Raw genomic sequence first — 20,544 nt, 5'->3', positions numbered from 1 at the left:
TCCGGTGGGCCGTCCAGGAGCCACCATGACGCTGACACCACGACGCGGTTCAAGCTACGAGCAGGCGGAGGCCGAGATCTGCCGCGTTTCGAGACGCCGAAACAGCACCTTGTCGCCCGCCTGGTGGAGGTGGTGCTGGAGGTGAGAACCTGGCCCGCTCGCGCGGCGGGTTCGCCACCCCTCGGCCTGCGTGCTGCCCAGCACTTCGCCACCCATATCGACCACATCGTCGCGGGCCCCATCGCCCACCACACCTGGACGGCGCCAGCCCTCCGCCCATGGTTCGATGCGCAGGTGACAGCCGACCGCGGCAACGAGTAGCGCCTCACCGAGAGATCGTCATCCTCGGATCGACGGGCTGCCGCCCTGGCCGTCTGCGCCTTCGACGACCCGTCGTCATGCGAGCCCGTGCCCGAGTACGCCATCTCCTGCGGCCGGCGAAACCGCCTACGCACCGACGAAGTGGACCGAGCCGTCACCGACAGGCCGGCCGCCACTCAGACTGCTCGCCGATGCACGACGGCCCGACCCGCGATCAATGGGATGCGCCGATCCCAGACCGAGCGCTGGCCCGGCACCTCAGGAGGTCGTCCCGGTCCGTACGGACGCGGTCGATAAGGCGGCGGACCCGGCTGATCACCTCGTTGCTGGGCATGGTTCCGGCGCGGGCCCAGTCGTCGGCTTCGAAGACGGACCTGAGGCGTTCGCGGCTACGCAGCAGGTCGCGAGGTAGACCTGGAGGTCGGGGAGGTAGGAGACGCCGGTGGAGCGATGCTCGCAGCCCAGGCAGCCGAACTGCCAGAGGCAGGCGTGGCCGAAGGTGCCCAGGCGGTCCGCGAGTTGCTGTGCGCTCAGCCCCCGGGCGCTCCGTGTCCGGACCTGCTCGTCCCGGGTTCACCCGTCGGCACCTGCGAGGGCGCGGGATCGCACCCAAATCCTGCCTGGCCCCTGTCCCTCTTCAGGCCCGGACCTACGCACGACCGTCCAGGTTTTCACACATCACATATGTTGTTGCAAAGGCCGTCGTTGTTGTTCGGCCACTCGCAGCAGCCGCTGTAAGCGGCACGCGCGACCTTGTCGCGATCGAGGAACTCCGTGACGATGCGGCCGTCCTCAATACGCGTGACCCCTACCTGCCGACTGAAGTCTATCTTCAATATGTCGAGCTCCAGTCATTTGCAAGTCACCGCGTACCTGCCGGCGGCCTCGGGGTACTTGGCGAATAGTTTGTCGACTTCTTCGAAGAAGTCAGGGTCGCGTTGCGGCCCGCAGGCGGGCTTGGTGTTCATGGTTTCGCTCCTCAGCGTCGAGTGCTCGGAGCCCCAGAACCATGGTCCCTCAGCCTTGCGCCCGGTGCCACCGAGCCTGAATGTCCTCCGTTCAACAATTCACGGAGCGTGTACGAATCACTGCGGGGCTGGGGCGGGGAGCCGGGTGAGCCCCGCGCGCTCGGGCTACCCCTTCGATTCCGGACACCACGCCCGGAAGGGCGAGCCGCTCAGGTGGTGCATCAGAGCCGACCAGGCCGATTTGACTGGATCAGCCGGTCGTTGGTCCTGGTGTGCCGTTAAGTGATGTGCAATAGAGGCGAATTGCGCTTGCTCCCGGACCGAATGCCGAACGGCGTGGCCACCGGGAGGTTTTCGACGCGATCGCCTTCAACTTTCCAGGCCGGAACGGGGCCTCGGACGGAGAATCAGCCGACCACGCTATCGGCCGGTCCCGCAGCGGACTGAACACAAAGATCCACCTCGCTGCAGATGATCGCGCGGAACCCTGGCTTGCGCGCCTGCCTTCACAGACGTCACCGCCCTCTTACGCGTTCCCCGCCGCCGCGGAAGGCCCTGGGCGGGGCCGCACGTGGTCCTGGCGGACGAAAGCCACTAGGTGGGCTACGGCCCGCCACCGCTACCAACCATGGGCGCGTAACCGTTCTCAGACCGGTTACCGGGCCCTCAGAACTCCCCCTGGGTGTGGCGGGGCCGTGGGTTGTCTGAACGACGCGCCCCGAGCGAAGTCCATTCATCCGGACTAGCGTGGAGATATGACCACAAACACTACACACACGTACTACACGGTCAAGCCCGGTGACACACTCACCGCCATTGCTGCCAAGTTCGGGACGACGGTCGACGAGCTCGTTGACTGGAACAGCATTCCTGACAGGAACCACATCGAGGTCGGGCAGCAACTGATCGTCGCCCTGGCAGACGAACCCATATCAGGGCCGGGCAGCGAATGATGATCTGAGCCGACAGGTCGAGAACTCTCAGACCGGGAACGAATCCCCCGCGCCTGTCCAGGCCGGTGATGCACCGGCCTCAGCGGCCGTGATGGCCCCGCACCCGGGTTCCAGGGGCCGGGCACGTCACAAACCTTGCAGGTCTGAACACAAGAGGTTGACAGAGAACACAGCCGCCCTCCCCTCACACCAAGGCAGAATCCGAATTCGGCGGTGTCGACGTTGGAGATTTGAATTTCGGACGGATTAGGGCTCGATGCCGAAGCGGACGGCTCCGGTTACCTGGCTGCCCGCGTCCTTGCGGAGGATCAGCTCCAGCGCGGACAGCCCCCGGGCCGGGTAAATGACGCAGTGGGAAGAGCAGGCGAGCGGGGCCCGGCCGGTCAGCATCAGCGTCAGCCTTTGGCGATCTTCCGGATGTCGGGGCGGCACCAGGGCTTGTCCAGCTCCGGCCAAGGCGCGCTGGTCCGTAGTTGGCGTAGCAGGCGGGGGCTGGCACACAGTGCCGATGTCAGACTTCACCGCCTGCTTGATGGCGCGCAGCGACGTTGGGTCCGATGGGGTCTCCCTCACCGGTGATGCAGCGCTCCATGACCGGCAAGATCTCCGGGACAGGGCTTCCTTTCACGGTGCCGCCCCACCTCAGTCCGCCTTCATGGCCCCGTGTGTGATGCCATGACGTGCTTGACCCTCATGTAGTCGTCGAGTCCGTAGCGGCTGAGGTCACGGCCGACGCCGGACTGCTTGTAGCCGCCGTGGGGCATCTCGGCGAGGATCACCTGATGGCAGTTGAGCCACACGCAGCCGAAGTCGAGTTCGGCGCTGACCCTCATGGCGCGCCCCAGGTCCGTTGTCCACACGCTCGATGCCAGACCGAAGTCGACGCCGTTGGCAAGCGCGATCGCTTCTTCCTCCGTGGCGAAGGGCTGGACGGTGACGACCGGGCCGAAGATCTCGCCCTGGACCACCTCGTCGTCCTGGCGCACTCCGGAGATCACCGTGGGAGGGAAGAAGTAGCCGGGGCGGTCCAGGCGTGCGCCGCCCGTCTCAATCTTCGCGTGGTCGGGGAGGCCGGCCACCACGGAGGCGACGCGAGCCACGTGTGCGGTGCTGTTCAGCGGCCCGTGGAAGACGCCGTCCTCCGCGGGTGAGCCGATGCGCGTGTTCCGGGCCGCCTCGGCGAGTGCCGCCAGCAGGGCGTCGTGGGCCTCGCGTTGGACCAGTACGCGGGTCACGGCCGTGCAGTCCTGGCCTGCGTTGAAGAACGCCGCGTCGGCGAGGGCGCGGGCCGTGCGGGCAGGGTCGACGTCGGCGAAGACGACGGCGGGGGCTTTGCCGCCGAGTTCCAGGTGGACGTTTTTGACGTCGCGTGCCGCCTGGGCCATCACCTCGGAGCCGGCGCGGGTGCTGCCGGTGATGGCCACCATGTCGACGTCCGGGTGGGCGACGAGGGCGCGGCCGGTGTCGCGGTCTCCGCAGACAATGTTGACGACGCCGGGCGGGAACGCATTCTGGGCCAGTTCGCCGAGGAGGACCGTCGACCAGGGCGTGGTGTCGGACGGCTTGAGGACGACGGTGTTTCCGGCGGCGAGGGCGGGGCCCAGCTTCCACACCGCCATCATGAACGGGTAGTTCCAGGGCGTCACCTGGGCGACGACGCCGACCGGCTCGCGGCGGACGTACGATGTGTGGCCCTCCGCGTATTCGCCTGCCGCCACTCCCTCGAGAACGCGGGCCGCGCCGGCGAAGAACCTCAACTGGTCGGCGCCGCGCAGGATTTCGAGAGCGCGGGTGGCTTCGCGCGGCTTGCCCGTGCTGCGCACTTCGGCGTCGAGGAGTCGGTCCGCGTGCTCCACCACGAGGTCGGCGAGGTGCAGGAGTGCCTCCTGGCGCCGGGCCGGGGTACTGCGCCGCCAGGCGGGCAGGGCGCGGCGGGCCGCGGCGACAGCCGATTCCACCTCGGCCGGCGCCGAGCGGGGTGCCGTTCCGTAGACCTCCCCGGTCGACGGGTCGGTCAGCTCCATGCGGTCCGACACCTCGACCGGACGGCCGTCGATGATGTCGTGGAGGGTCAGGTCAGACATGCGAGGTCTCCTTGCGCAGGGAGGCGACGGTCACGCCGGGGGCGAGCCGTCCCTCAGCCACCTTGAGCTCGATCAAGGCCGCCCGGCCGCACGACAGGGCGCGCTCCAGAGCGGGCCTGAACTCCTCGGTGGTGGTGACGGTTTCACCGTGGGCGCCGAAGGCCCGGGCGTACGCGGCGAAGTCGGGGTTGCCGAGGGCGGTACCGCTTACCCGGCCCGGGTAGCTCTGCTCCTGGTGCTGGCGGATGGTGCCGTACTGGGAGTTGTCGAGTACGAGGACGAGGGGTGCGGCACCTTGAGCGACGGCGGTGGCGAGCTCCTGACCGTTCATCAGAAAGCAGCCGTCGCCCGCTACGGAAACTACGCGGCGCTCCGGGCTCTCGATGGCGGCGGCGACGGCGGCGGGGATGCCGTAACCCATGGAGCCGTTGCGGGGGGCGAGTTGGCGTCTGTCCGCGCGGTACGTCAGAAAGCGCTGTGCCCAGATGGCATGGTTGCCCGCACCGAACGTGACGACGGTGTCGGCGGGCAGATTTGCGTCGAGGGCGGCAAAGACCGCGCCGAGGTCGAGAGGGTCGGCCTCCGGCTCCGGTATCCGGGAGGCCAGGTGTGCGGCCCGGTCCTGCTTGGTGGTCACCGCCCAGGGCACGGGGCAGGAGGGGCGCAGGGTGCGTACCGCTACTCCGAAGGCCTCGGGGGCGGCCAGCAGCGGCAGTTCGGGCGGGTACAGAACGCCCGGCGGCTGCCCCTCCGGCAGCACCTGCACAAGGCATGGGCCCCTACCGTCGCCCGGAAGGAGGGTGAAGCCGTCGGTGGTTGCATCCCCCGGGGCCGCGCCGATGCTCACCAGCAGATCCGCCGTGCGCATCCGCTCGGCGAGCGTGTCGGCCCGACCGTAGCCGAGGTGCCCGACGTAGACCTCGGCGTCGTTGTCGATCAGGTCCTGGCAGCGGAAGTCGACGGCGACGGGCAACGACCAGGCCTCGGCCCAGTCCCGTACGTCGGCCCGGGCGCGCGGTGTCCAGCGGCTGCCGCCGAGCAGCACCAGCGGCCGCTGGGAAGCGGTCAACAGGTCTTTCAGACGGGCCAGTTCGGCTGATGCCACTGCCCCGGAGGGAACCGGAAGCGGCGTCGCGTCGGCGACCTCCACGACGTCGGTGAGCATGTCCTCGGGCAGGCCGAGCACGACCGGTCCCGGGCGCCCGCTGCTCGCGACCGCGAAGGCCCGGGCGACGTACTCGGGGATACGGGCGGCGGCGTCGATGGTCTCGACGAGCTTGGCGCTGGCGCCGAACGTGCCGCGTAGGTCCAGCTCCTGGAAGGAGTGGCGGTCGGTGTGGCCGCGCGGGACGAGCCCGATGAACAGGATCAGCGGGGTGGCGTCCTGGCGGGCCGTGTGCAGAGCCACGAGCGCGTTGGTGGCACCGGGCCCCCGGGTGGTGAAGCAGACTCCGGGGCGCCCGGTGAGCTTGCCGTGCGCCTCCGCCATGTAGGCGGCGCCTCCTTCGTGGCGGCACACGATCATGCGGGCGGGGGCGTCGTGCAGGGCGTCGAGCGCGGCGAGGTAGCTCTCACCGGGGACGCCGTACGTGGTGTCGACGCCGTGTGCGGTGAGTTGGTCGATCAGGACCTGCCCGCCGGTGCGGGCAGGGTGGCGCGGGTTCATGTGGAGACCTCGACGTTCTGGACGGAGCTGGAGAGGGAAGCGCCGTGCCGGCGCAGGGCCGCGCCCGCGGCGACGGCCCCGGCGACGGTGCAGGCGGCGATGGTCATCAGGAGCAGGGCTGCACCCCACGACGCGCCGTCGGCGGCGCTGGTGAGCGAGGTTGCCATGAGCGGCACGAAGCCGGACAGGACGCCCGCGAGGTTGTACGACATCGCGACGGCGCTGTAGCGGAACTCCTCGGGGAACATCCCGGAGACGACGGCGCCGATCGGCGCGTACGGGATGGAGAGCGCGCCGATGCCGAGCGAGACGCCCAGGTAGACCAGGCCGGTCTCCTTGGTGTCGACGAGCCAGAAGGCAGGGAGCGCGACGATCATCGTGACGACCGCGCCGAGCGCGCAGACCCGCCAGGCGCCAATGCGGTCGGCCAGACGTCCGGCGAGGACGAGGACAAGGATCTCGACGACGGAGCCGATGACGGTGGAATTCAGCATCGTCTGCTTGTCGATGCCCAGTTCATCCGTGCCGTAGTTGATGATGAACGTGCTCATCAGGAAGAAGCCGCCCACGCCGAGGAACGCGGCACCGACGCCGATGATCATGCGGCCCCAGGTGCGGCGGAACGCCTCGACGAGCGGTGCCGGCTTGGGCCCGTTGCGCTCGGCGTCGTCCAGCATGGCGCGGAAGACCGGGGACTCCTCGATGTGGAGGCGCAGATAGAGGGCGAAGCCGAGCAGCGGGAAGGCGACGAGGAACGGAAGCCGCCAGCCCCACGAATAGAAGGCGTCGTCGGGCAGAAGACCGACGAGCGCGAAAGCACCGCTCGACAGCAACGTGCCGACAGGAGAGCCGAGCTGGGGAATGGATGAGTAGCTGCCGTGCTTCTCCTTCGGTGTGTGCTCCAGGGTGAGCAGCATCGCTCCCGACCACTCGCCGCCGACGGATATCCCCTGCAGGAAGCGGAGTGCGGTCAGCAGCGCGGGTGCCCAGAGGCCGATGGTGTCGTACGTCGGCAGCAGGCCGATGCAGCCGGTGGTGGCGCCCATCATCACCACGGTGATGATCAACGAGACCTTGCGGCCGTGCCGGTCGCCGATGTGGCCGAAGATTGCGGCGCCGATGGGCCGGGCCACGAAGCCGACGGCGAAGGTGCCGAAAGAGGCGAGGGTGCCGACCTTCGGGTCGAGGTCGGGGAAGAACAGTTTGTTGAAGACGAGCGCGGCGGCGGTGCCGTAGAGGAAGTAATCGTACCACTCCAGGGCGGTGCCGCTGAACGCGGCGGTCAACAGCCTTCTGATGTCCTTGGGGGCCGGCTTCGGGGACGTGCTCACGCGTTCTCCTGGGGAGGGGCGGCCACGGTGGCCGGGCGGGGCGGGGGACCGGAGCGTGCGGGGGTGCGGGTGAGGTCGTGCGGGTCATGGACGGGGTCGCCGCCCACGACCGTGGCGAGGACACCGATGGCGCCGATGCGGCCGGGGTCCGTAAGGACGGGGTCGCCGTCCAGGACGGTGAGGTCGGCGAGCCGCCCGGGGGCGAGGCGCCCCTTGCGGTCGCCGAAGCCGGTGGCGAGGGCCGACCCCTCGGTCCAGGCGCGCAGCGCGGCAAGAACCGGAATGCTCTCGTCCGGCCCATACGGCACGCCGGTCTCGGTCAGTCGCGTGACCATCGACTGGATCGCGGGCAACGGGGCGCCAGGCGCCACGGGCCGGTCGGAGCTGCCGGGGACGGGCAGTCCGAGGTCGGCGAAGGAGCGCATGCGGTACGACCATGCGGTGCGCTCGGGGCCGAGGGCTGCGGCCATGGCGTCGCCGAAGGTGTGCAGGAAGTTGTGCTGCGGGACGGGCACGACGCTCAACTCGGCGAAGCGGGCCAGCTGGTCGGGGCGGACGATGCCGGCGTGCTCGATGCGATGCCTTACATCAGGCCGGGGCCGCGACTTGTGGGCATGTGCGAAGGCGTCGAGCGCGAGGTCGACGGCTCGGTCCCCGATGGCGTGCGCTGCCACGGTCCAGCCGGAGCGGTGGGCGGCAACGACCAGGTCGGTCATGGCCTCGGGGCTGTTCTGGAAGTAGCCGGTAGGCCGGTCATTACCTGAACCGTGTTGCGTACACCCGCAGAACGGCTCGGTGACCGCGGCGGTCCGGCCGAGGAGGGATCCGTCGAGGAAGATCTTCACCGGGCCGAGGGAGAGCCGCTCGTCGCCGAACCCGGTGCGCATGCCGAGGTCGAGCCCGAGGGCGATGCCGTCGTCGGCGTGGGCGGTGAGCGGATGCAGCACGTCGGAGGCGGCCATGAGTTGGGCGCGGGTGTGCAACCGGCCGGTTTCACGCGCGAGTTGGTAGGCGGCGAGTTCGACGGGCGTGTGACCGATCCAACCGCCTCCGATGCCGGCCTCGGTAAAGCTGGTGATGCCTTCGGCGAGGTAGCGGCGGGTGGCCGATCCGACGGCGTCGGCGACGGTCTCCACCGGATACGGGAGCACCTGCCGCTGCACGAGGCGCTGGGCGGTCTCCTCCAACAGTCCGTCAGGGCGGCCGAGTTCGTCGCGCGAGACGACCCCGCCCGCCGGATCACGGAAGCCGTCGTCGAGCGCTCCGGCGGCGCGCAGTACGGGGGTGTTGACGACGCAGGCATGCCCGGACGTGTGCTTGATCCAGACGGGCCGGCCGCCCGCGGCCCGGTCGAGGGCGTCGCGGTGCGGGTAAACCCCGCCGAGGTTGTTGTGCTCCAGACCGGCACCCAATACCCATGCATCGGGCGCGAGTTGAGCGGCGTAGGCGGAAACGGCCGCATACACGTCCTCGACCGAGCGGGCCGTGGAGACGTCGAGTTGGTTGAGGGTCAGGCCGAACCAGGCGGTGTGGCAGTGCGCGTCGTTGAAGCCCGGCAGGACAGTGGCGCCGCCCGCGTCGAGGACCCGCCGCGCGGGTAGGTGGACCACGTCCTCGTCGAGTCCTACGACGGCGCCGTGCAGGACACCGATTGCGGAGGCGGTGGGCCGTTCGGGGTCGAGGGTGCGGATGCGGGCGTCGCGCACCAGCAGATCGAGTTGCATATATGGGCGTACCTCTCAGGCCAGGTGGTGCAGTTGCGCGAGCGGCAGCTCGGTGGCGGGCGCGGTGCCGGTCTCGACACCGTCTACGAGCACCGGGGCGGGCTCGCGGGGTACGACCACGCGCGGCGTCGCGGTGTTGTGCAGCATGTCGGCGCGGGTCAGGCCGCGGCTGTCTCGGATCGGCGCGTAGGTGAGCCCGCTCGGCAGCGCGGCGCATGCGGCCCGGTCGGCGAGCGCGGCCTCGGCGACGAAGACCTTGGCGAGGCGGGCCGGCGCCGCGCCGAGCGCACCGTAGTAGGGCCGGTAGGTACGCGGCTGGGTGAGCCGGGTGGACCCCGAGCCCGAGCCCGTGTTGCCCCAGGCCACGAATCCGGACTTGATGACCAACTCGGGCTTGCTGCCGAACCACTTGGGATCCCACAGCACCAGGTCCGCCATGCGACCGGCCTGCACGGTGCCGACCTCGTGGGCGAGGCCGTGCGCGATGGCCGGATTCAGGGTGATCTTCGCGAGATACCTCAACACCCGTGCGTTCTCGGGCCGCTCGACTCCCCCGCCGCCGCCCGCGAGCGCCTGTACGTGCGCGAGCTGCCAGGTCCTGCGAACGGTCTCGGCGATCCTTCCCATCCCCATGGAGTCGGAGTTCACGATGGAGATGGCACCCACGTCGTGCAGGGCGTTCTCGGCGGCGATGGCGTGCGCGCGGATCCGGCCGCGCGAAATCGTGACATCGCTCTCGGAGTGGTGGTTCTGCCGGTGCACGGTCATCGTCATCGGGAAGAGTTCGCCGACCGTGTTCGGGGTGTACGGGACGGTGGGCGTGGTCGACGACGGCAGGATGTTCGGCTCGGAGAGGATCTCCAGGAGGTCGGGGTGTCCGCCGCCGCCTTCGACGTGGTACGCGTGCACGGTCCGCCCACGCGTGGCGCCGAGGGTGTCCCGCAAGTACCCCGACTCGTTCATGGAGTCGGTGTGCAGGGCCACCGGCAGGTCGGCCTGCTCGGCGGCGTCCAGGCAGTTGTCGATGATGCGCGGGGTTGCTCCGAAGTCCTCATGGATCTTGAAGCCGCCGGCCCCCGCCAGCGTTATCTCATCAAGCAGCGCACGCGAACTGGACGAGCCCCGGGCCAGGAAGGCGATGTTGAGCGGGGTGCCCTGCCAGGCACTCATCAGGGTGTGCAGATTGTGGGCGGGGTTGCAGCCGATCTCCCAGACGCCGCCAAGACCCATGCCGACGAGGGTGGTGACACCGGCGGACAGTGCGGCCGGGGCGACCTCGGGCGAGGAGAGGTGGACATGGCTGTCGACGACGCCGGGCGTCGCGATCAGCCCCTCCCCCGGCACGACCGAGGTGTGCGAGTCGATGGCGTACGCGACGTCCATGACGTCGGGGTTGCCGACACCGCCGACGGACACGACGCGTCCGTCCTTGATGCCGATGTCGGTCTTGCGTACGCCGAGCACGGGGTCCATCAGGACGACGCCCGCGACGACCATGTCGAGGGCCGAGTCGCGGTCTGAGCGGGGCGAGGCGAGCAGCCCGTCGCGCACCGTCTTGCCGCAGCCGCCGAGGAGTTCGTCGCCCGGGGTGCCGTCGTCGGTCTCGACCTCCACCCACAGGCAGGTGTCGCCGAGTCGGATCCGGTCGCCGGTCGTGGGCCCGTAAAGGGCGTGATACGTGCGGCGGTCGACGCTGGTCATGCGCGCTCCTGGGACTTGCGGCTGGCGGGTACGAGGGCGACGTCGCGCTCCTCGCCGGGCGCGAAGGCGAGGGCGGTGCCGGCCGCGACGTCGAGGCGGAGCCCACGGGCGGCTTCCCGGTCCAGCTCCAGGACCGGGTTGACCTCGTGCAGGGGGTAGTGCGAGGAGACATAGACGATCTTGTCGCCGGTGTTGCGCACGGTGAGATTGGTGCGAGGGCGGCCCACGTTGATCTTGACGGGTTCGTCGGCGGTGCGGACCGCGCCGGGGGGCTCCAAGCCGCCGAGGCCGATCGGCCGGTCGACGGCGACCAGGGAAGTGCCGCTCGGGAACAGCGCTTCGACCTGCACGGTCGTGACGATGTCAGCGACACCGTCCATCACGTCGTCCGCTGTGAGCACCCGGCCCGCGGCCTCGATCACCTCGTCCAGGCTGAGCCCGTCCCAGGCAGCCTCCAGGATCTCGTCGCAGATCAGGGCGATCGCCTCGGGGGCGTTGAGTCGGCGGCCGCGGGCACGGCGACGGCGCGCGAGTTCGGCCACGGTGAACAGCTGGAGCCGTTCCTGTTCGCGAGGGGTCAGATGCACGGTCGAGCGGCCCTCCTGGTCGGCGGGACCTGGACGGTTCGCCCAGGGACCGCACCAGCTTCCGTGGCACGAGGCACAAATCCAATGGGGAAACATCGCCCATGCATCCCCTAGAATTGGTCAGATGCACAATTCCGTACAGCTGGACCCCGGGCTGCCACCTCCCCCTGCGCGCATCGTCCAGCTCGCAGGACAGTGCCTGGACAACATCGACGGCCTGATCGGCGACTGGCTGGAGATGGTCCGCCCGGTGCGCACGTCCTACGCGGACCGGGTGCCCGACACACAGTTCCGTGACTCGGCATGGCAGGCGTTCGAGCTGCTGCTGCGCACGGTGGCCCAGCTGCCGGTGCCGCCGCACATCGCGGGCGTCTCCGAGCGAGTGGGCGAGGAGCGCGCCCGGCAGGGCGTACCGCTCGACTCGCTCCTGGCGGCGGCGCACCTGGACTTTCGGGTGGTCTGGCAGGCCCTCGTGCGGCGCGCCGCACCGCAGGACATGGCAGAACTCGTGGGCTCCGCCTACCACGTGTGGGAGGCCGTGGAAGGCCATGTCACCGGGATCATGACGGCTTATCAGCGCACGGTCCTGGAGATGGGGCGACTCGAGGAGGACGAGCGGCGCATGTGGTTCGCGCGGCTCCTGGAGAGCGAGGGCCGCAACCCCACGGTCGTACGAGACGCGGGACTCGCTCTGGGATTCTCGGGCGACGGGCAGTTCCTGAGCGCGGCGTCCTCCGCGGCGGCCGGACCGGAACTGCGCGGCGCGGCGATGGCACTGCGCGCGGCGGGCGCACCCGTGCAGCAGCAGATGGTGGGCGGAGACGCCGTCCTCGTCGTGCAGCTGAGCGACCGCACCACGCGTGACGACGTCCTCGGTCACCTCGACGGCTCACCCTGCGGGGTCGCCCCATCCGTGACCGGTCTTGCCGCGGTGCCGCGCGCCACCGTGCTCGCCGTGTCAACGGCGCAGGTGCTCCCCCCGGACGCCCGTTCGCCACACCTCCTGGAGGACAGCTGGCTGGACGTCCTCGCCCACCGGGCTGGCAGTTTCGGACGAGAACTGGCAGCCGACGTACTGGGCGGGCTCAAGGTGCCAGGTGTCACCCGCAACGAGGCGGAGCGTCTCCTGGAGACCGTCCGCACGCACCTGTGCGGCAGCGGCTCCATCGCCGAGACCGCCGACGCCCTCTACTGCCACCGCAACACGATCCAGCACCGTTTCGCCCGTTTCCACGAACTGACCGGCCGCGACGTACGCAGGCCGGACGACGCGGCGTTGCTGGCGGTGGCGCTGCGGATGCGATGAGGCGGCGGGGAACGAGCCACAACGGACAGATCGCGGTGCCGCTCACCCTCCGGGACACCTCGGGCACGATCGAGCTCGCCGTGCGGACCCAGCGGCGCCACCAGCAACCCTGCACTCCGACCACGGTGCGCGTCCGCGCGACTGCCGGGGACTGATCCGGCTCCTCCCCGTATCATCGCGGGTCGGGTTGCGACGAGCACGCCGGTCAGGACCACGCTGACGGTCGTGCCGCCGAGCATGCTCAGCAGTGCGCTGCGGCCCCATGCGAGCCGCACTTCCTGAACCCGAGCACGGCGATGCGATCCGCGCCAGGCGCAAGAGTCAGACCGCGGACGCCGGTATCAACCGGCGTCCGCCACGGTTGCGGAACCCGGCTCGGGAACGCACCTCGACTCCACCAGAGAGGTTCCGCCGGTTCCACGATCTGCCCCCCGACCCACGGGCGGCCCTGAAACCGCGGCGAGCGCGGTACCAGGCAGGCCCTACATCGCCACCCGCCGGTCCCGTCGCGGCGACCCCGACGGCATGGCCTCCGAGCCATCGCGCTCTGCCACGGCCACCGAAGACCTTCACGACATCTCCCCGACCGCTCATCCGTTGTTCTGCCAGTTCAGGGGCACACTGCACGGCACGATGTCGCCGAGCAGGCCATCTCAACAGGTGTCATCACCGGCACCTCGACCACTTGCAAGCACTCGACAGATGGATGGCGGCGTGGCCGAAATAACGCTGTTCCTCCGGGAATACACGAAGACCCGCCGGGACGTAGGGGCAATCGCCCCGAGCAGCGCCCGGCTCTGCAGGGCCCTCACCCGTTACATGATCCCCAGCCCCGGCCGCTCCCGCGCGGTACTGGAGGTAGGGCCCGGTACCGGAGCGGTGACCCGCTACATCGCCGACTCACTCGGACAACTGGACACCCTCGATCTGATCGAGGCCAACCCACGTTTCGCCACCCTGCTGCAACACACCTACGCCGATGACCCCAGACTGCGCATCCACACGGACCTGATCCAGGAACATAAACTCGCTTCCTACGACACCATCGTGTGCGGCCTGCCGTTCGCCAACTTCGACGCCCGCACGACCGAAGAGATCTTCGACGGGCTGCTGGGGTCCCTGAGGCCCGGCGGCACACTGTCCCTCTTCGGATACATGGGAGGCGACACCATACGCCGGGCACTCGCCGATCAAGCCGACCGCGAACGCACCCGCACCGGCCTCGACGTACTGCGCCGCATCCTGCACCGCCACACATTCCGCACCGAAACGGTACTGGGAAACCTCCCACCCGCCCGAGTCCACCACCTGACGCCGGTCAACCCCCCAGGCCACGCCGAGCGGGTACACCCCTGCAACTGCCCCAAGACATCAGCCTGACCACACCCACCCAGCAGCACAACCACGCCCACCTGGCCCACACAGCCCCGAGCGCCACGCCACCGACCGAACGCCCTGCTCGGGGCTGTGTGAGAGCACCCAGCCCACCGGCCTCCGGCTGCGTACGCTCCCCCCTCTCCCCCGCACCACACCCGGCAGCGGCGGACTGTCTGCGGTCGCTGATAGCGCCGTTGCTGCCCGAGTCGGAGTCGGATAACCCGCCACACTGGTGGGATGGTGAGCGACGCGGCCACCAGAACTGCGTGACCATCGCGGACCTCGCCCGGCTTCACTTCGCGCCGGCCGGGCCGGTTGTCGACGGTGAGGGGAAGCCGCCCGCCCCTTCAGATCGTGATTCGCCTGACCAGGCCACCGGTCAACGGTGCACTGCGGCGGGCACCACTGGTCGCGGTGGCGTCCCCGGGGAGGCAGCGGCAGCAATGGAGATCCGTCCGACAACCGACAAGGATCTCGGCATCTGCGTCGACACACTCCACGCCACGTTCGGACGCTTCCCGGAGCCCCCGACCGAGGGCGGAGGCGGGGTCTGGCGGGCGGCGCACGAGATGGACCGCAACCACCTCTCGCCATGACTCGGACGGGCGACCCGTCGGCACCGCCGGTGCGTACTCCTTCGACCTCACCCCGCCCGGTGAGATCCGCGCCCCGGCCGTCGATGTGAGTTTCGTCGGCGTCCTGCCCACGCATCGACGCCAGGGTGCTCAACGCGATGAGGCGGCATCAGCTCATCGAGCTGCGGCGAGCGAGTCGAACGGTATGCCCTACCGGGCGCGCTTCCTCCACAACGACCGCCGTCGGCGACGACGGCTGGGTCGAGGCGGTGATCCCGATCGAGGGCACGGAGCACGCCTGCGGCGAGCTGCTGCGGCTCGGCGCGGACGTCGAGGTCGTCGCACCGGCCGACCTCCGCCGGGCCATGGCCGACACCGTGGAGCTCGCCCGAGCCCACGAACTCCACGAACTCCACGAACTCCACGAACGACGCTGACGCCGCTGACGCCGCTGACGACGCTGACGCCGCTGACGCCGCTGACGCCGGAGCATCCCAGCGGGAACGCCTCGGTAGAAGAACGTGGCCGACTGCTCACCGACCTGCCGGGCCCCCGGACCGGACCGGCAACCTCGCCTGGTGGCAACAGTCGGCCATCAACCCCCTGTGCTCTCCCGCACCTTCAGCTCGTGGCCCACCACATGGTCCTGCAACGGGCCCGCCACCGGCTCCTCGATGCGGTCGAGCAGGAGCGCCACGGCGGCGCGGGCGATCTCCTTCTTGTCCGGGGACACGGTGGTCAGGCTCGGCACGCTGAAGCGGGAGGCTTCGATGTCGTCGAAGCCGACCACGTCCAGGTCGCCGGGCACGCTCCGGCCCAGCTCGTACAGGGCGCGCAGCCCTCCGAGCGCGAGGTGGTCGTTGAGGCAGAGGAGGGCGTCCGGGCGCTGCTCGGATCCCATGAGCGCGGCGGCTGCCCGCGCTCCGTCTGTCCAGTGGTACGCGTCCACCGGCACCACGAGGTCGCCGTTGAAGGGGATGCCGGCCTCCTTCAGCGCCTCGCGGTAGCCGTCGGTGCGCAGCCGGTCGGTGCCCTGGGGGCCGCGCACCTTGCCGCCGACGACGGCGATGCGGCGCCGCCCTCGTGCCAGCAGGTGCTCGGTGGCCTCGCGCGCGGCTCGCACGTTGTCGATGGCGACATGGTCGGTACTGCCCTCGGCGGGGCGTTCGCCGAGCAGGACGACCGGCAGTCCGCGGTCGCGTGTGGCGAGATCGCGGGGCTGCAGGGCGAGCGGGCTGAGGATGACCCCGTCGGTGAACTGCGCGTCGAAGCCGTGCAGCGCGGCGAGTTCCCGCTCGCGGGCGCCGCCGGTCTGGTGCAGAAGCACCGTTCGGCCCCGCCGGTCGGCCTCCATCATCACGTGCTTCGCCAGTTCGGAGAAGTACGCGACGTCGAGTTCGGGCACGGCCAGGGTGATCATGCCGGTGCGCCCCTGGCGGAGCTGGCGTCCGGCGATGTTGACGCGGTAGCCGAGGGCGACAATGGCTTCGCGCACGGCCTCGCGGGTCCGGTCCGACACATGCTCGAAGTTGTTGATCACGTTGGAGACGGTCTTGGGCGAGACGCCCGCGTACTCCGCCACGTCCTTGATCCTGGGTCTGGCCGCCACGCTGCTCATTCCTTCCGTCTGCCGCCCGCGATCGTATCGAGCATCACGAATCGGCTTCAGGCCGGAGCCTCGAACGCCCCGGATATTTACATCGATGTAATCCCCATGGTGCCATGAGTCCCGCACCGAGTGGCACCGCACCCACGAGCGAGGAGCACCATGCCCGTCCCGCATGCCCAGGCCCTGCCGCGACCCGAGTACCCGCGTCCACAGTTCGCCCGCGAGGCCTGGCTCAATCTCAACGGCGAGTGGCAGTTCGAGATCGATCGCGCGGATACCGGGCGCGAACGGGGCCTGTGTGAGCGTGAGTTGAGCGGCGTCATCACGGTGCCGTTCTGCCCCGAGTCGGAGCTGTCCGGGGTCGGCGAGACCGACTTCCTGGAGGCTGTCTGGTACCGGCGGACCGTGACCGTGCCCGCCGAGTGGGCCGACGCCCGGGTGCTGCTGCACTTCGGCGCCGTGGACCACGACACGACCATATGGGCGGACGGCGTGGAGGTGGCGCGGCACCGCGGCGGGTTCACACCGTTCACCGCCGACCTCGGCGAGGTGGCCGTGGCGGGCCGGGAGTTGACGCTCGTGGTGCGGGCCCGCGACAGCCGGCACGGTCCGCAGGCGCGCGGCAAGCAGGCCACCTGGTACGCCAACACGCACTGCCATTACACCCGCACGACCGGTATCTGGCAGACCGTATGGCTGGAGCCGGTGCCGCGGACCGTGGCGCTGAAGCGGCCTCGCATCACGCCGGACCTGGCCTCGGGATCGTTCTTCCTGGAGCTGCCGCTGACCGGGAACGCACCCGAACACCGGGTCCGCGCGACCCTGGCGGACGAGCACGGCGCCGTCGTCACCGCCGAGGCCCGCGCCGATCTCGACTTCAGCCCCCGCCTCGCCCTGTGCGTTCCTGAGGATCGGCTGCGCGTCTGGTCGCCGGGCGACCCGCACCTGTACGACCTCACGCTTGAGGTCCTTGACGAGGGAGGGGCGACGGTGGACCGGGTCCGGTCCTATGCGGGCCTGCGCTCGGTCTCGGCCGACGGCAAGCGGCTGCTCCTGAACGGCGTACCCGTCTTCCAGCGCCTCGTGCTCGACCAGGGCTACTACCCGGACGGCCTGATGACAGCGCCGAGTGACGCGGACCTCGTACGCGACATCGAACTCGGCCTGGCCGCAGGCTTCAACGGCGCCCGACTGCATCAGAAGGTTTTCGAGGAGCGGTACTTGTACCACGCGGACCGGCTCGGCTACCTGGTGTGGGGCGAGTTCGGCGACTGGGGCTGCGAGGTAGGCGTGCGCGACGACAACCAACGCCCCGACGCCGGCTGGGTCACACAGTGGCTGGAGGCCCTGGAGCGGGACTACTCGCACCCCTCGATCGTCGGATGGTGCCCGCTCAATGAGACGTACCAGCATCTGCACGACCGCATCACCCAGCTTGATGACGTCACGCGGGCGATGTTCTTGGCCACCAAGCTGGCCGACGCTACGCGCCCGGTCATCGACGCGTCCGGCTACGCGCACCGGGTCCCGGAGACCGACGTGTACGACTCGCACTGCTACGAGCAGGATCCCACCGCTTTCGCCAAGATCATGCACGGGCTCGCGCAGGACGAGCCGTACGTGAACGCGGGGCCCGACGGCCGCCCATGGTCCGTCCCGTACGGCGGACAGCCCTATTTCTGCAGCGAGTTCGGCGGCATCTGGTGGGACCCGCGGGCGGCCGCCGAGGCAGCGGGCGACGAGCTCGACTCTTCCTGGGGGTACGGCGAACGGCCTCGCAGCGCACAGGAGTTCATCGACCGCTTCACCGGCCTGACGGGGGTGCTGCTCGGCAACCCGGACATGTTCGGCTACTGCTACACCCAGCTGACCGATGTCTTCCAGGAGCGCAACGGCATCTACCGTTTCGACCGCGGCGAAAAGGTTGACACCGCCCTGCTGCGGGCCGCGCAGCGGCGTCCCGCGGCCTTCGAAGGCTCGCACCAGATCGGTCATTGACCATTACATCGATGTAACGACCGGGTGGCGGTGGGTCCGTCCGCCGCAACCCGGGGAAGGAGCCGGATGACCGGCACACCTGCTCCCGTCGCTCGCCCCGGGCTCACCCGGCGACGCGCGCTCACCACCGCGCTCGCCGCCGGGGCCACGGTCCTGGGCACCGGGGCGCTCAGCGGCTGTGACAGCGCGTCGGCGGCCGACGAGTCGGCCGTCCGCCTGTGGGACCTGTTCAGCGGGGCCGACGGTGCCCTGCTCAACGACATGGTGCGCGCGGCACGGCCCGGCATGCCGGGCACCCGCATCCAGCGCACCGTCCTGGAGTGGGGCACCCCGTACTACACGAAACTCGCCATGGCCTCGGCCGGCGGACGCGGCCCTGACGTCGCCGTCGCGCACATGTCGCGTCTTGCCGGGTACGCGCCGACCGGCCTCGTGGATCCGTGGGACCTGGACCTGCTGGCCGATTTCGGTGTCCGGCGCGAGGACTTCGCCGACGCAGTGTGGTCACGTACCCAGTACGAGGGCAGGACCTACGCGGTCCCCCTCGACACCCACCCCTTCATCGTCTTCTTCCACCCCGAGCCGGTGCGGAAAGCCGGGCTGCTGACGAAGGACGGCACGCTCGACGTGGACGCGTTCTCCTCCCCCGACCGCTTCCTTGCGGCGGGCAAGGAGCTGGCGAGGGCATCCGGGAAGCAGGGCATCGCCTTCGGATACGTCACCGACACCGCCCAGGGCTGGCGCTTGTTCTACGGCCTGTACCGGCAGACGGGCGGCGCGTTCACGCTCCCCCCGGGCGGTCCGGCCGAGGTGGACGTGGACCGGATGGCCGAGGTCATCGCGTTCATGGCCAAGGTGGTGGACGGCCGCGTGAATCCCAAGCGGCTCGACTACAACGCGGGCCTGGCAGCGTTCACCAACCGGCAGACCGCGATGACCCTGTCGGGCGAGTGGGAGCTGGGCACGTACCGGGCCGCGGACAAGAACGTGGGCGCCGCCCCGTTCCCCACCGTCTTCGGCACCCCGGCCGTCTACGCCGACTCGCACGCGTTCGTCCTCCCCCACCGCGACCACCCCGAAGCAGCGCACCGCCGCCGGGCGCACCGCGCGGTGGCGACGCTCCTGAAGGCTGGTCAGATCTGGGCGACGGCGGGCCACATTCCCGCTTACGAACCGGTCACCCGGACCACGGAGTACGCCGGCCTGCTGCCCCAGGCGCATTACAAGACGGCCGCCGACCACGTCGTGCTCGACCCGGCGGTCTGGTTCGCCGGCGCGGGCTCCGACTTCCAGAACGCCATGTCGCAGGTGCTCCAGCAGGCCCTGCTCGACGGTCTCGCCCCGGACCGTGCGGCGCGCGCGATGGTGCGTCGTCTGAACACCTTCCTAGCCAAGCCCAGCCCGGCCTGACCGGCCGCGCGCCCCCTCAGGAGGCACCACGATGTCCTCTCCCCACGCCTCGCGCCGGCCAGGGGTGTCGGTGCGGCGGCGGCTGCCCCCCGGCCTGCTCTTCGCGCTGCCCTTCCTCGTCCTGTTCGCGGTGTTCATGCTTTGGCCACTGAGCCAGGGCCTGTGGATGAGCCTGACGGACCGGGCCCTGTCGGCGCACACCCCCTCCTTCGTCGGCCTCGGCAACTTCACCGAGGCGATCCAGGACGCGGAGATGTGGCGGGCGCTCGGGCACACCGCGTGGTTCACCCTCATCTCGACTGTGCCGCTCGTCGTCGTGGCGCTCGGCATGGCCCTGCTCGTGCACACCGGACTGCCAGGTCAGTGGGTGTGGCGGCTGGCGTTCTTCGCGCCGTATCTGCTACCCGTCGGCGTCGTCGGTCTCCTTTGGCTCTGGCTGTACCAGCCCGACCTCGGCCTCTACAACCATCTCCTCGACGCCCTCGGACTCGGACAACTCGCCTGGCTCAGCGCTGAGTCGGTGGCCATGTGGGCGATCGCGCTGACCACGCTGTGGTGGACGGTCGGCTTCAACTTCTTGCTGTACCTGGCAGCGTTGCAGTCGATCCCGGACCACCTGTACGAGGCCGCGGCGATCGACGGAGCCGGGGCATGGCGGCGCCTGAGATCGATCACGCTGCCTCAACTGAGCCGCATCACGATGGTGATCACCGTGTTGCAGATCCTAGCCTCCCTGAAGGTCTTCGACCAGGTCTACCTGCTCACCAAGGGCGGCCCGAACAACTCGACGCGCCCTGTCGTCGAGTATGTCTACGACGTCGGCTTCACCGGATACCGGCTCGGTTACGCCTCGGCGATCAGCTACATCTTCTTCGCCCTCGTTCTCCTCGCATCCGCCGCCCAATTCCTCGCACTCCGCCGCCGGGAGAAGTGA

At 69.8% G+C, this 20,544-nt stretch carries 16 protein-coding genes and 1 pseudogene; 9 read left to right on the top strand and 8 right to left on the bottom strand.

All coding sequences use genetic code 11. The features are described from left to right. Positions 1 to 141: 141 nt before the first annotated feature. Positions 142 to 321 (top strand): hypothetical protein, encoded by a 180-nt coding sequence (locus ACGFZW_RS17700; protein ID WP_393894034.1) that lies wholly within the window; start codon positions 142 to 144, stop codon positions 319 to 321. Between the two features lie 1,723 nt (positions 322 to 2,044). Continuing rightward, positions 2,045 to 2,242 carry a LysM peptidoglycan-binding domain-containing protein gene (locus ACGFZW_RS17695; protein ID WP_393894033.1) on the top strand — a complete coding sequence of 66 codons (198 nt, stop codon included), beginning with the start codon at positions 2,045 to 2,047 and terminating at the stop codon, positions 2,240 to 2,242. A 246-nt stretch (positions 2,243 to 2,488) separates the two neighbouring features. On the opposite strand, the gene ACGFZW_RS17690 is transcribed toward ACGFZW_RS17695, so the two are convergent. From ACGFZW_RS17690 to ureA, 7 genes are all read right to left on the bottom strand, one after another. Next, entirely contained in the window at positions 2,489 to 2,632 is a 144-nt protein-coding gene (locus ACGFZW_RS17690) for a hypothetical protein (protein ID WP_393894032.1), read from the bottom strand. A 263-nt stretch (positions 2,633 to 2,895) separates the two neighbouring features. Beyond that, positions 2,896 to 4,326: an aminobutyraldehyde dehydrogenase gene (locus ACGFZW_RS17685; protein ID WP_393894031.1), complete on the bottom strand. Its 1,431-nt coding sequence runs from the start codon at positions 4,324 to 4,326 to the stop codon at positions 2,896 to 2,898. Further along, positions 4,319 to 5,992, bottom strand: coding sequence for a thiamine pyrophosphate-dependent enzyme (locus ACGFZW_RS17680; protein ID WP_393894030.1), 1,674 nt, complete (start codon positions 5,990 to 5,992; stop codon positions 4,319 to 4,321). Before ACGFZW_RS17680 ends, ACGFZW_RS17685 begins: the two co-directional genes overlap by 8 nt. Next, entirely contained in the window at positions 5,989 to 7,323 is a 1,335-nt protein-coding gene (locus ACGFZW_RS17675; RefSeq protein ID WP_393894029.1) for an MFS transporter, read from the bottom strand. The genes ACGFZW_RS17680 and ACGFZW_RS17675 overlap by 4 nt, the downstream gene beginning before the upstream one ends. Further along, positions 7,320 to 9,047: an amidohydrolase gene (locus ACGFZW_RS17670; protein WP_393894028.1), complete on the bottom strand. Its 1,728-nt coding sequence runs from the start codon at positions 9,045 to 9,047 to the stop codon at positions 7,320 to 7,322. Before ACGFZW_RS17670 ends, ACGFZW_RS17675 begins: the two co-directional genes overlap by 4 nt. A 15-nt stretch (positions 9,048 to 9,062) precedes the next feature. Next, on the bottom strand, positions 9,063 to 10,748 hold the full coding sequence (locus ACGFZW_RS17665) for an urease subunit alpha (protein WP_393894027.1): 1,686 nt from the start codon (positions 10,746 to 10,748) through the stop codon (positions 9,063 to 9,065). Continuing rightward, positions 10,745 to 11,335: an urease subunit gamma gene (ureA, locus tag ACGFZW_RS17660; protein ID WP_393894026.1), complete on the bottom strand. Its 591-nt coding sequence runs from the start codon at positions 11,333 to 11,335 to the stop codon at positions 10,745 to 10,747. The genes ACGFZW_RS17665 and ureA overlap by 4 nt, the downstream gene beginning before the upstream one ends. A gap of 124 nt (positions 11,336 to 11,459) precedes the next feature. On the opposite strand from ureA, the gene ACGFZW_RS17655 reads away from it, so the two are divergent. The 4 genes and pseudogenes from ACGFZW_RS17655 to ACGFZW_RS17640 all read left to right on the top strand — a co-directional run bounded on the left by ACGFZW_RS17655 (position 11,460) and on the right by ACGFZW_RS17640 (position 15,030). Then, complete coding sequence (locus ACGFZW_RS17655) at positions 11,460 to 12,641, top strand: PucR family transcriptional regulator (RefSeq protein ID WP_393894025.1); 1,182 nt, start codon at positions 11,460 to 11,462, stop codon at positions 12,639 to 12,641. Positions 12,642 to 13,355: 714 nt separating this feature from the next. Then, complete coding sequence (locus ACGFZW_RS17650; protein ID WP_393894024.1) at positions 13,356 to 14,021, top strand: class I SAM-dependent methyltransferase; 666 nt, start codon at positions 13,356 to 13,358, stop codon at positions 14,019 to 14,021. A gap of 440 nt (positions 14,022 to 14,461) precedes the next feature. Next, positions 14,462 to 14,781 (top strand): annotated as a pseudogene (locus ACGFZW_RS17645) (GNAT family N-acetyltransferase); the annotation flags it as partial. After that, entirely contained in the window at positions 14,770 to 15,030 is a 261-nt protein-coding gene (locus ACGFZW_RS17640) for a WYL domain-containing protein (protein ID WP_393894117.1), read from the top strand. The pseudogene ACGFZW_RS17645 and the gene ACGFZW_RS17640, both read left to right, overlap by 12 nt. Positions 15,031 to 15,188: 158 nt before the next feature. Here the strand turns inward: ACGFZW_RS17640 and ACGFZW_RS17635 are convergent, their stop codons facing one another. Next, positions 15,189 to 16,211 (bottom strand): LacI family DNA-binding transcriptional regulator, encoded by a 1,023-nt coding sequence (locus ACGFZW_RS17635; RefSeq protein ID WP_393894023.1) that lies wholly within the window; start codon positions 16,209 to 16,211, stop codon positions 15,189 to 15,191. A 150-nt stretch (positions 16,212 to 16,361) separates the two neighbouring features. Between ACGFZW_RS17635 and ACGFZW_RS17630 the strand changes: the two genes are divergently transcribed. The 3 genes from ACGFZW_RS17630 to ACGFZW_RS17620 all read left to right on the top strand — a co-directional run bounded on the left by ACGFZW_RS17630 (position 16,362) and on the right by ACGFZW_RS17620 (position 20,544). Next, positions 16,362 to 18,200, top strand: coding sequence for a glycoside hydrolase family 2 protein (locus tag ACGFZW_RS17630; protein WP_393894022.1), 1,839 nt, complete (start codon positions 16,362 to 16,364; stop codon positions 18,198 to 18,200). A gap of 66 nt (positions 18,201 to 18,266) precedes the next feature. After that, on the top strand, positions 18,267 to 19,610 hold the full coding sequence (locus ACGFZW_RS17625; RefSeq protein ID WP_393894021.1) for an extracellular solute-binding protein: 1,344 nt from the start codon (positions 18,267 to 18,269) through the stop codon (positions 19,608 to 19,610). 31 nt (positions 19,611 to 19,641) lie between these two features. Next, on the top strand, positions 19,642 to 20,544 hold the full coding sequence (locus ACGFZW_RS17620) for a carbohydrate ABC transporter permease (protein ID WP_393894020.1): 903 nt from the start codon (positions 19,642 to 19,644) through the stop codon (positions 20,542 to 20,544).

The sequence above is a fragment of the Streptomyces sp. NPDC048248 genome, from assembly GCF_043201875.1.
GTDB lineage: Bacteria > Actinomycetota > Actinomycetes > Streptomycetales > Streptomycetaceae > Streptomyces.
This window is presented reverse-complemented; position numbering and strand designations above follow the sequence as displayed.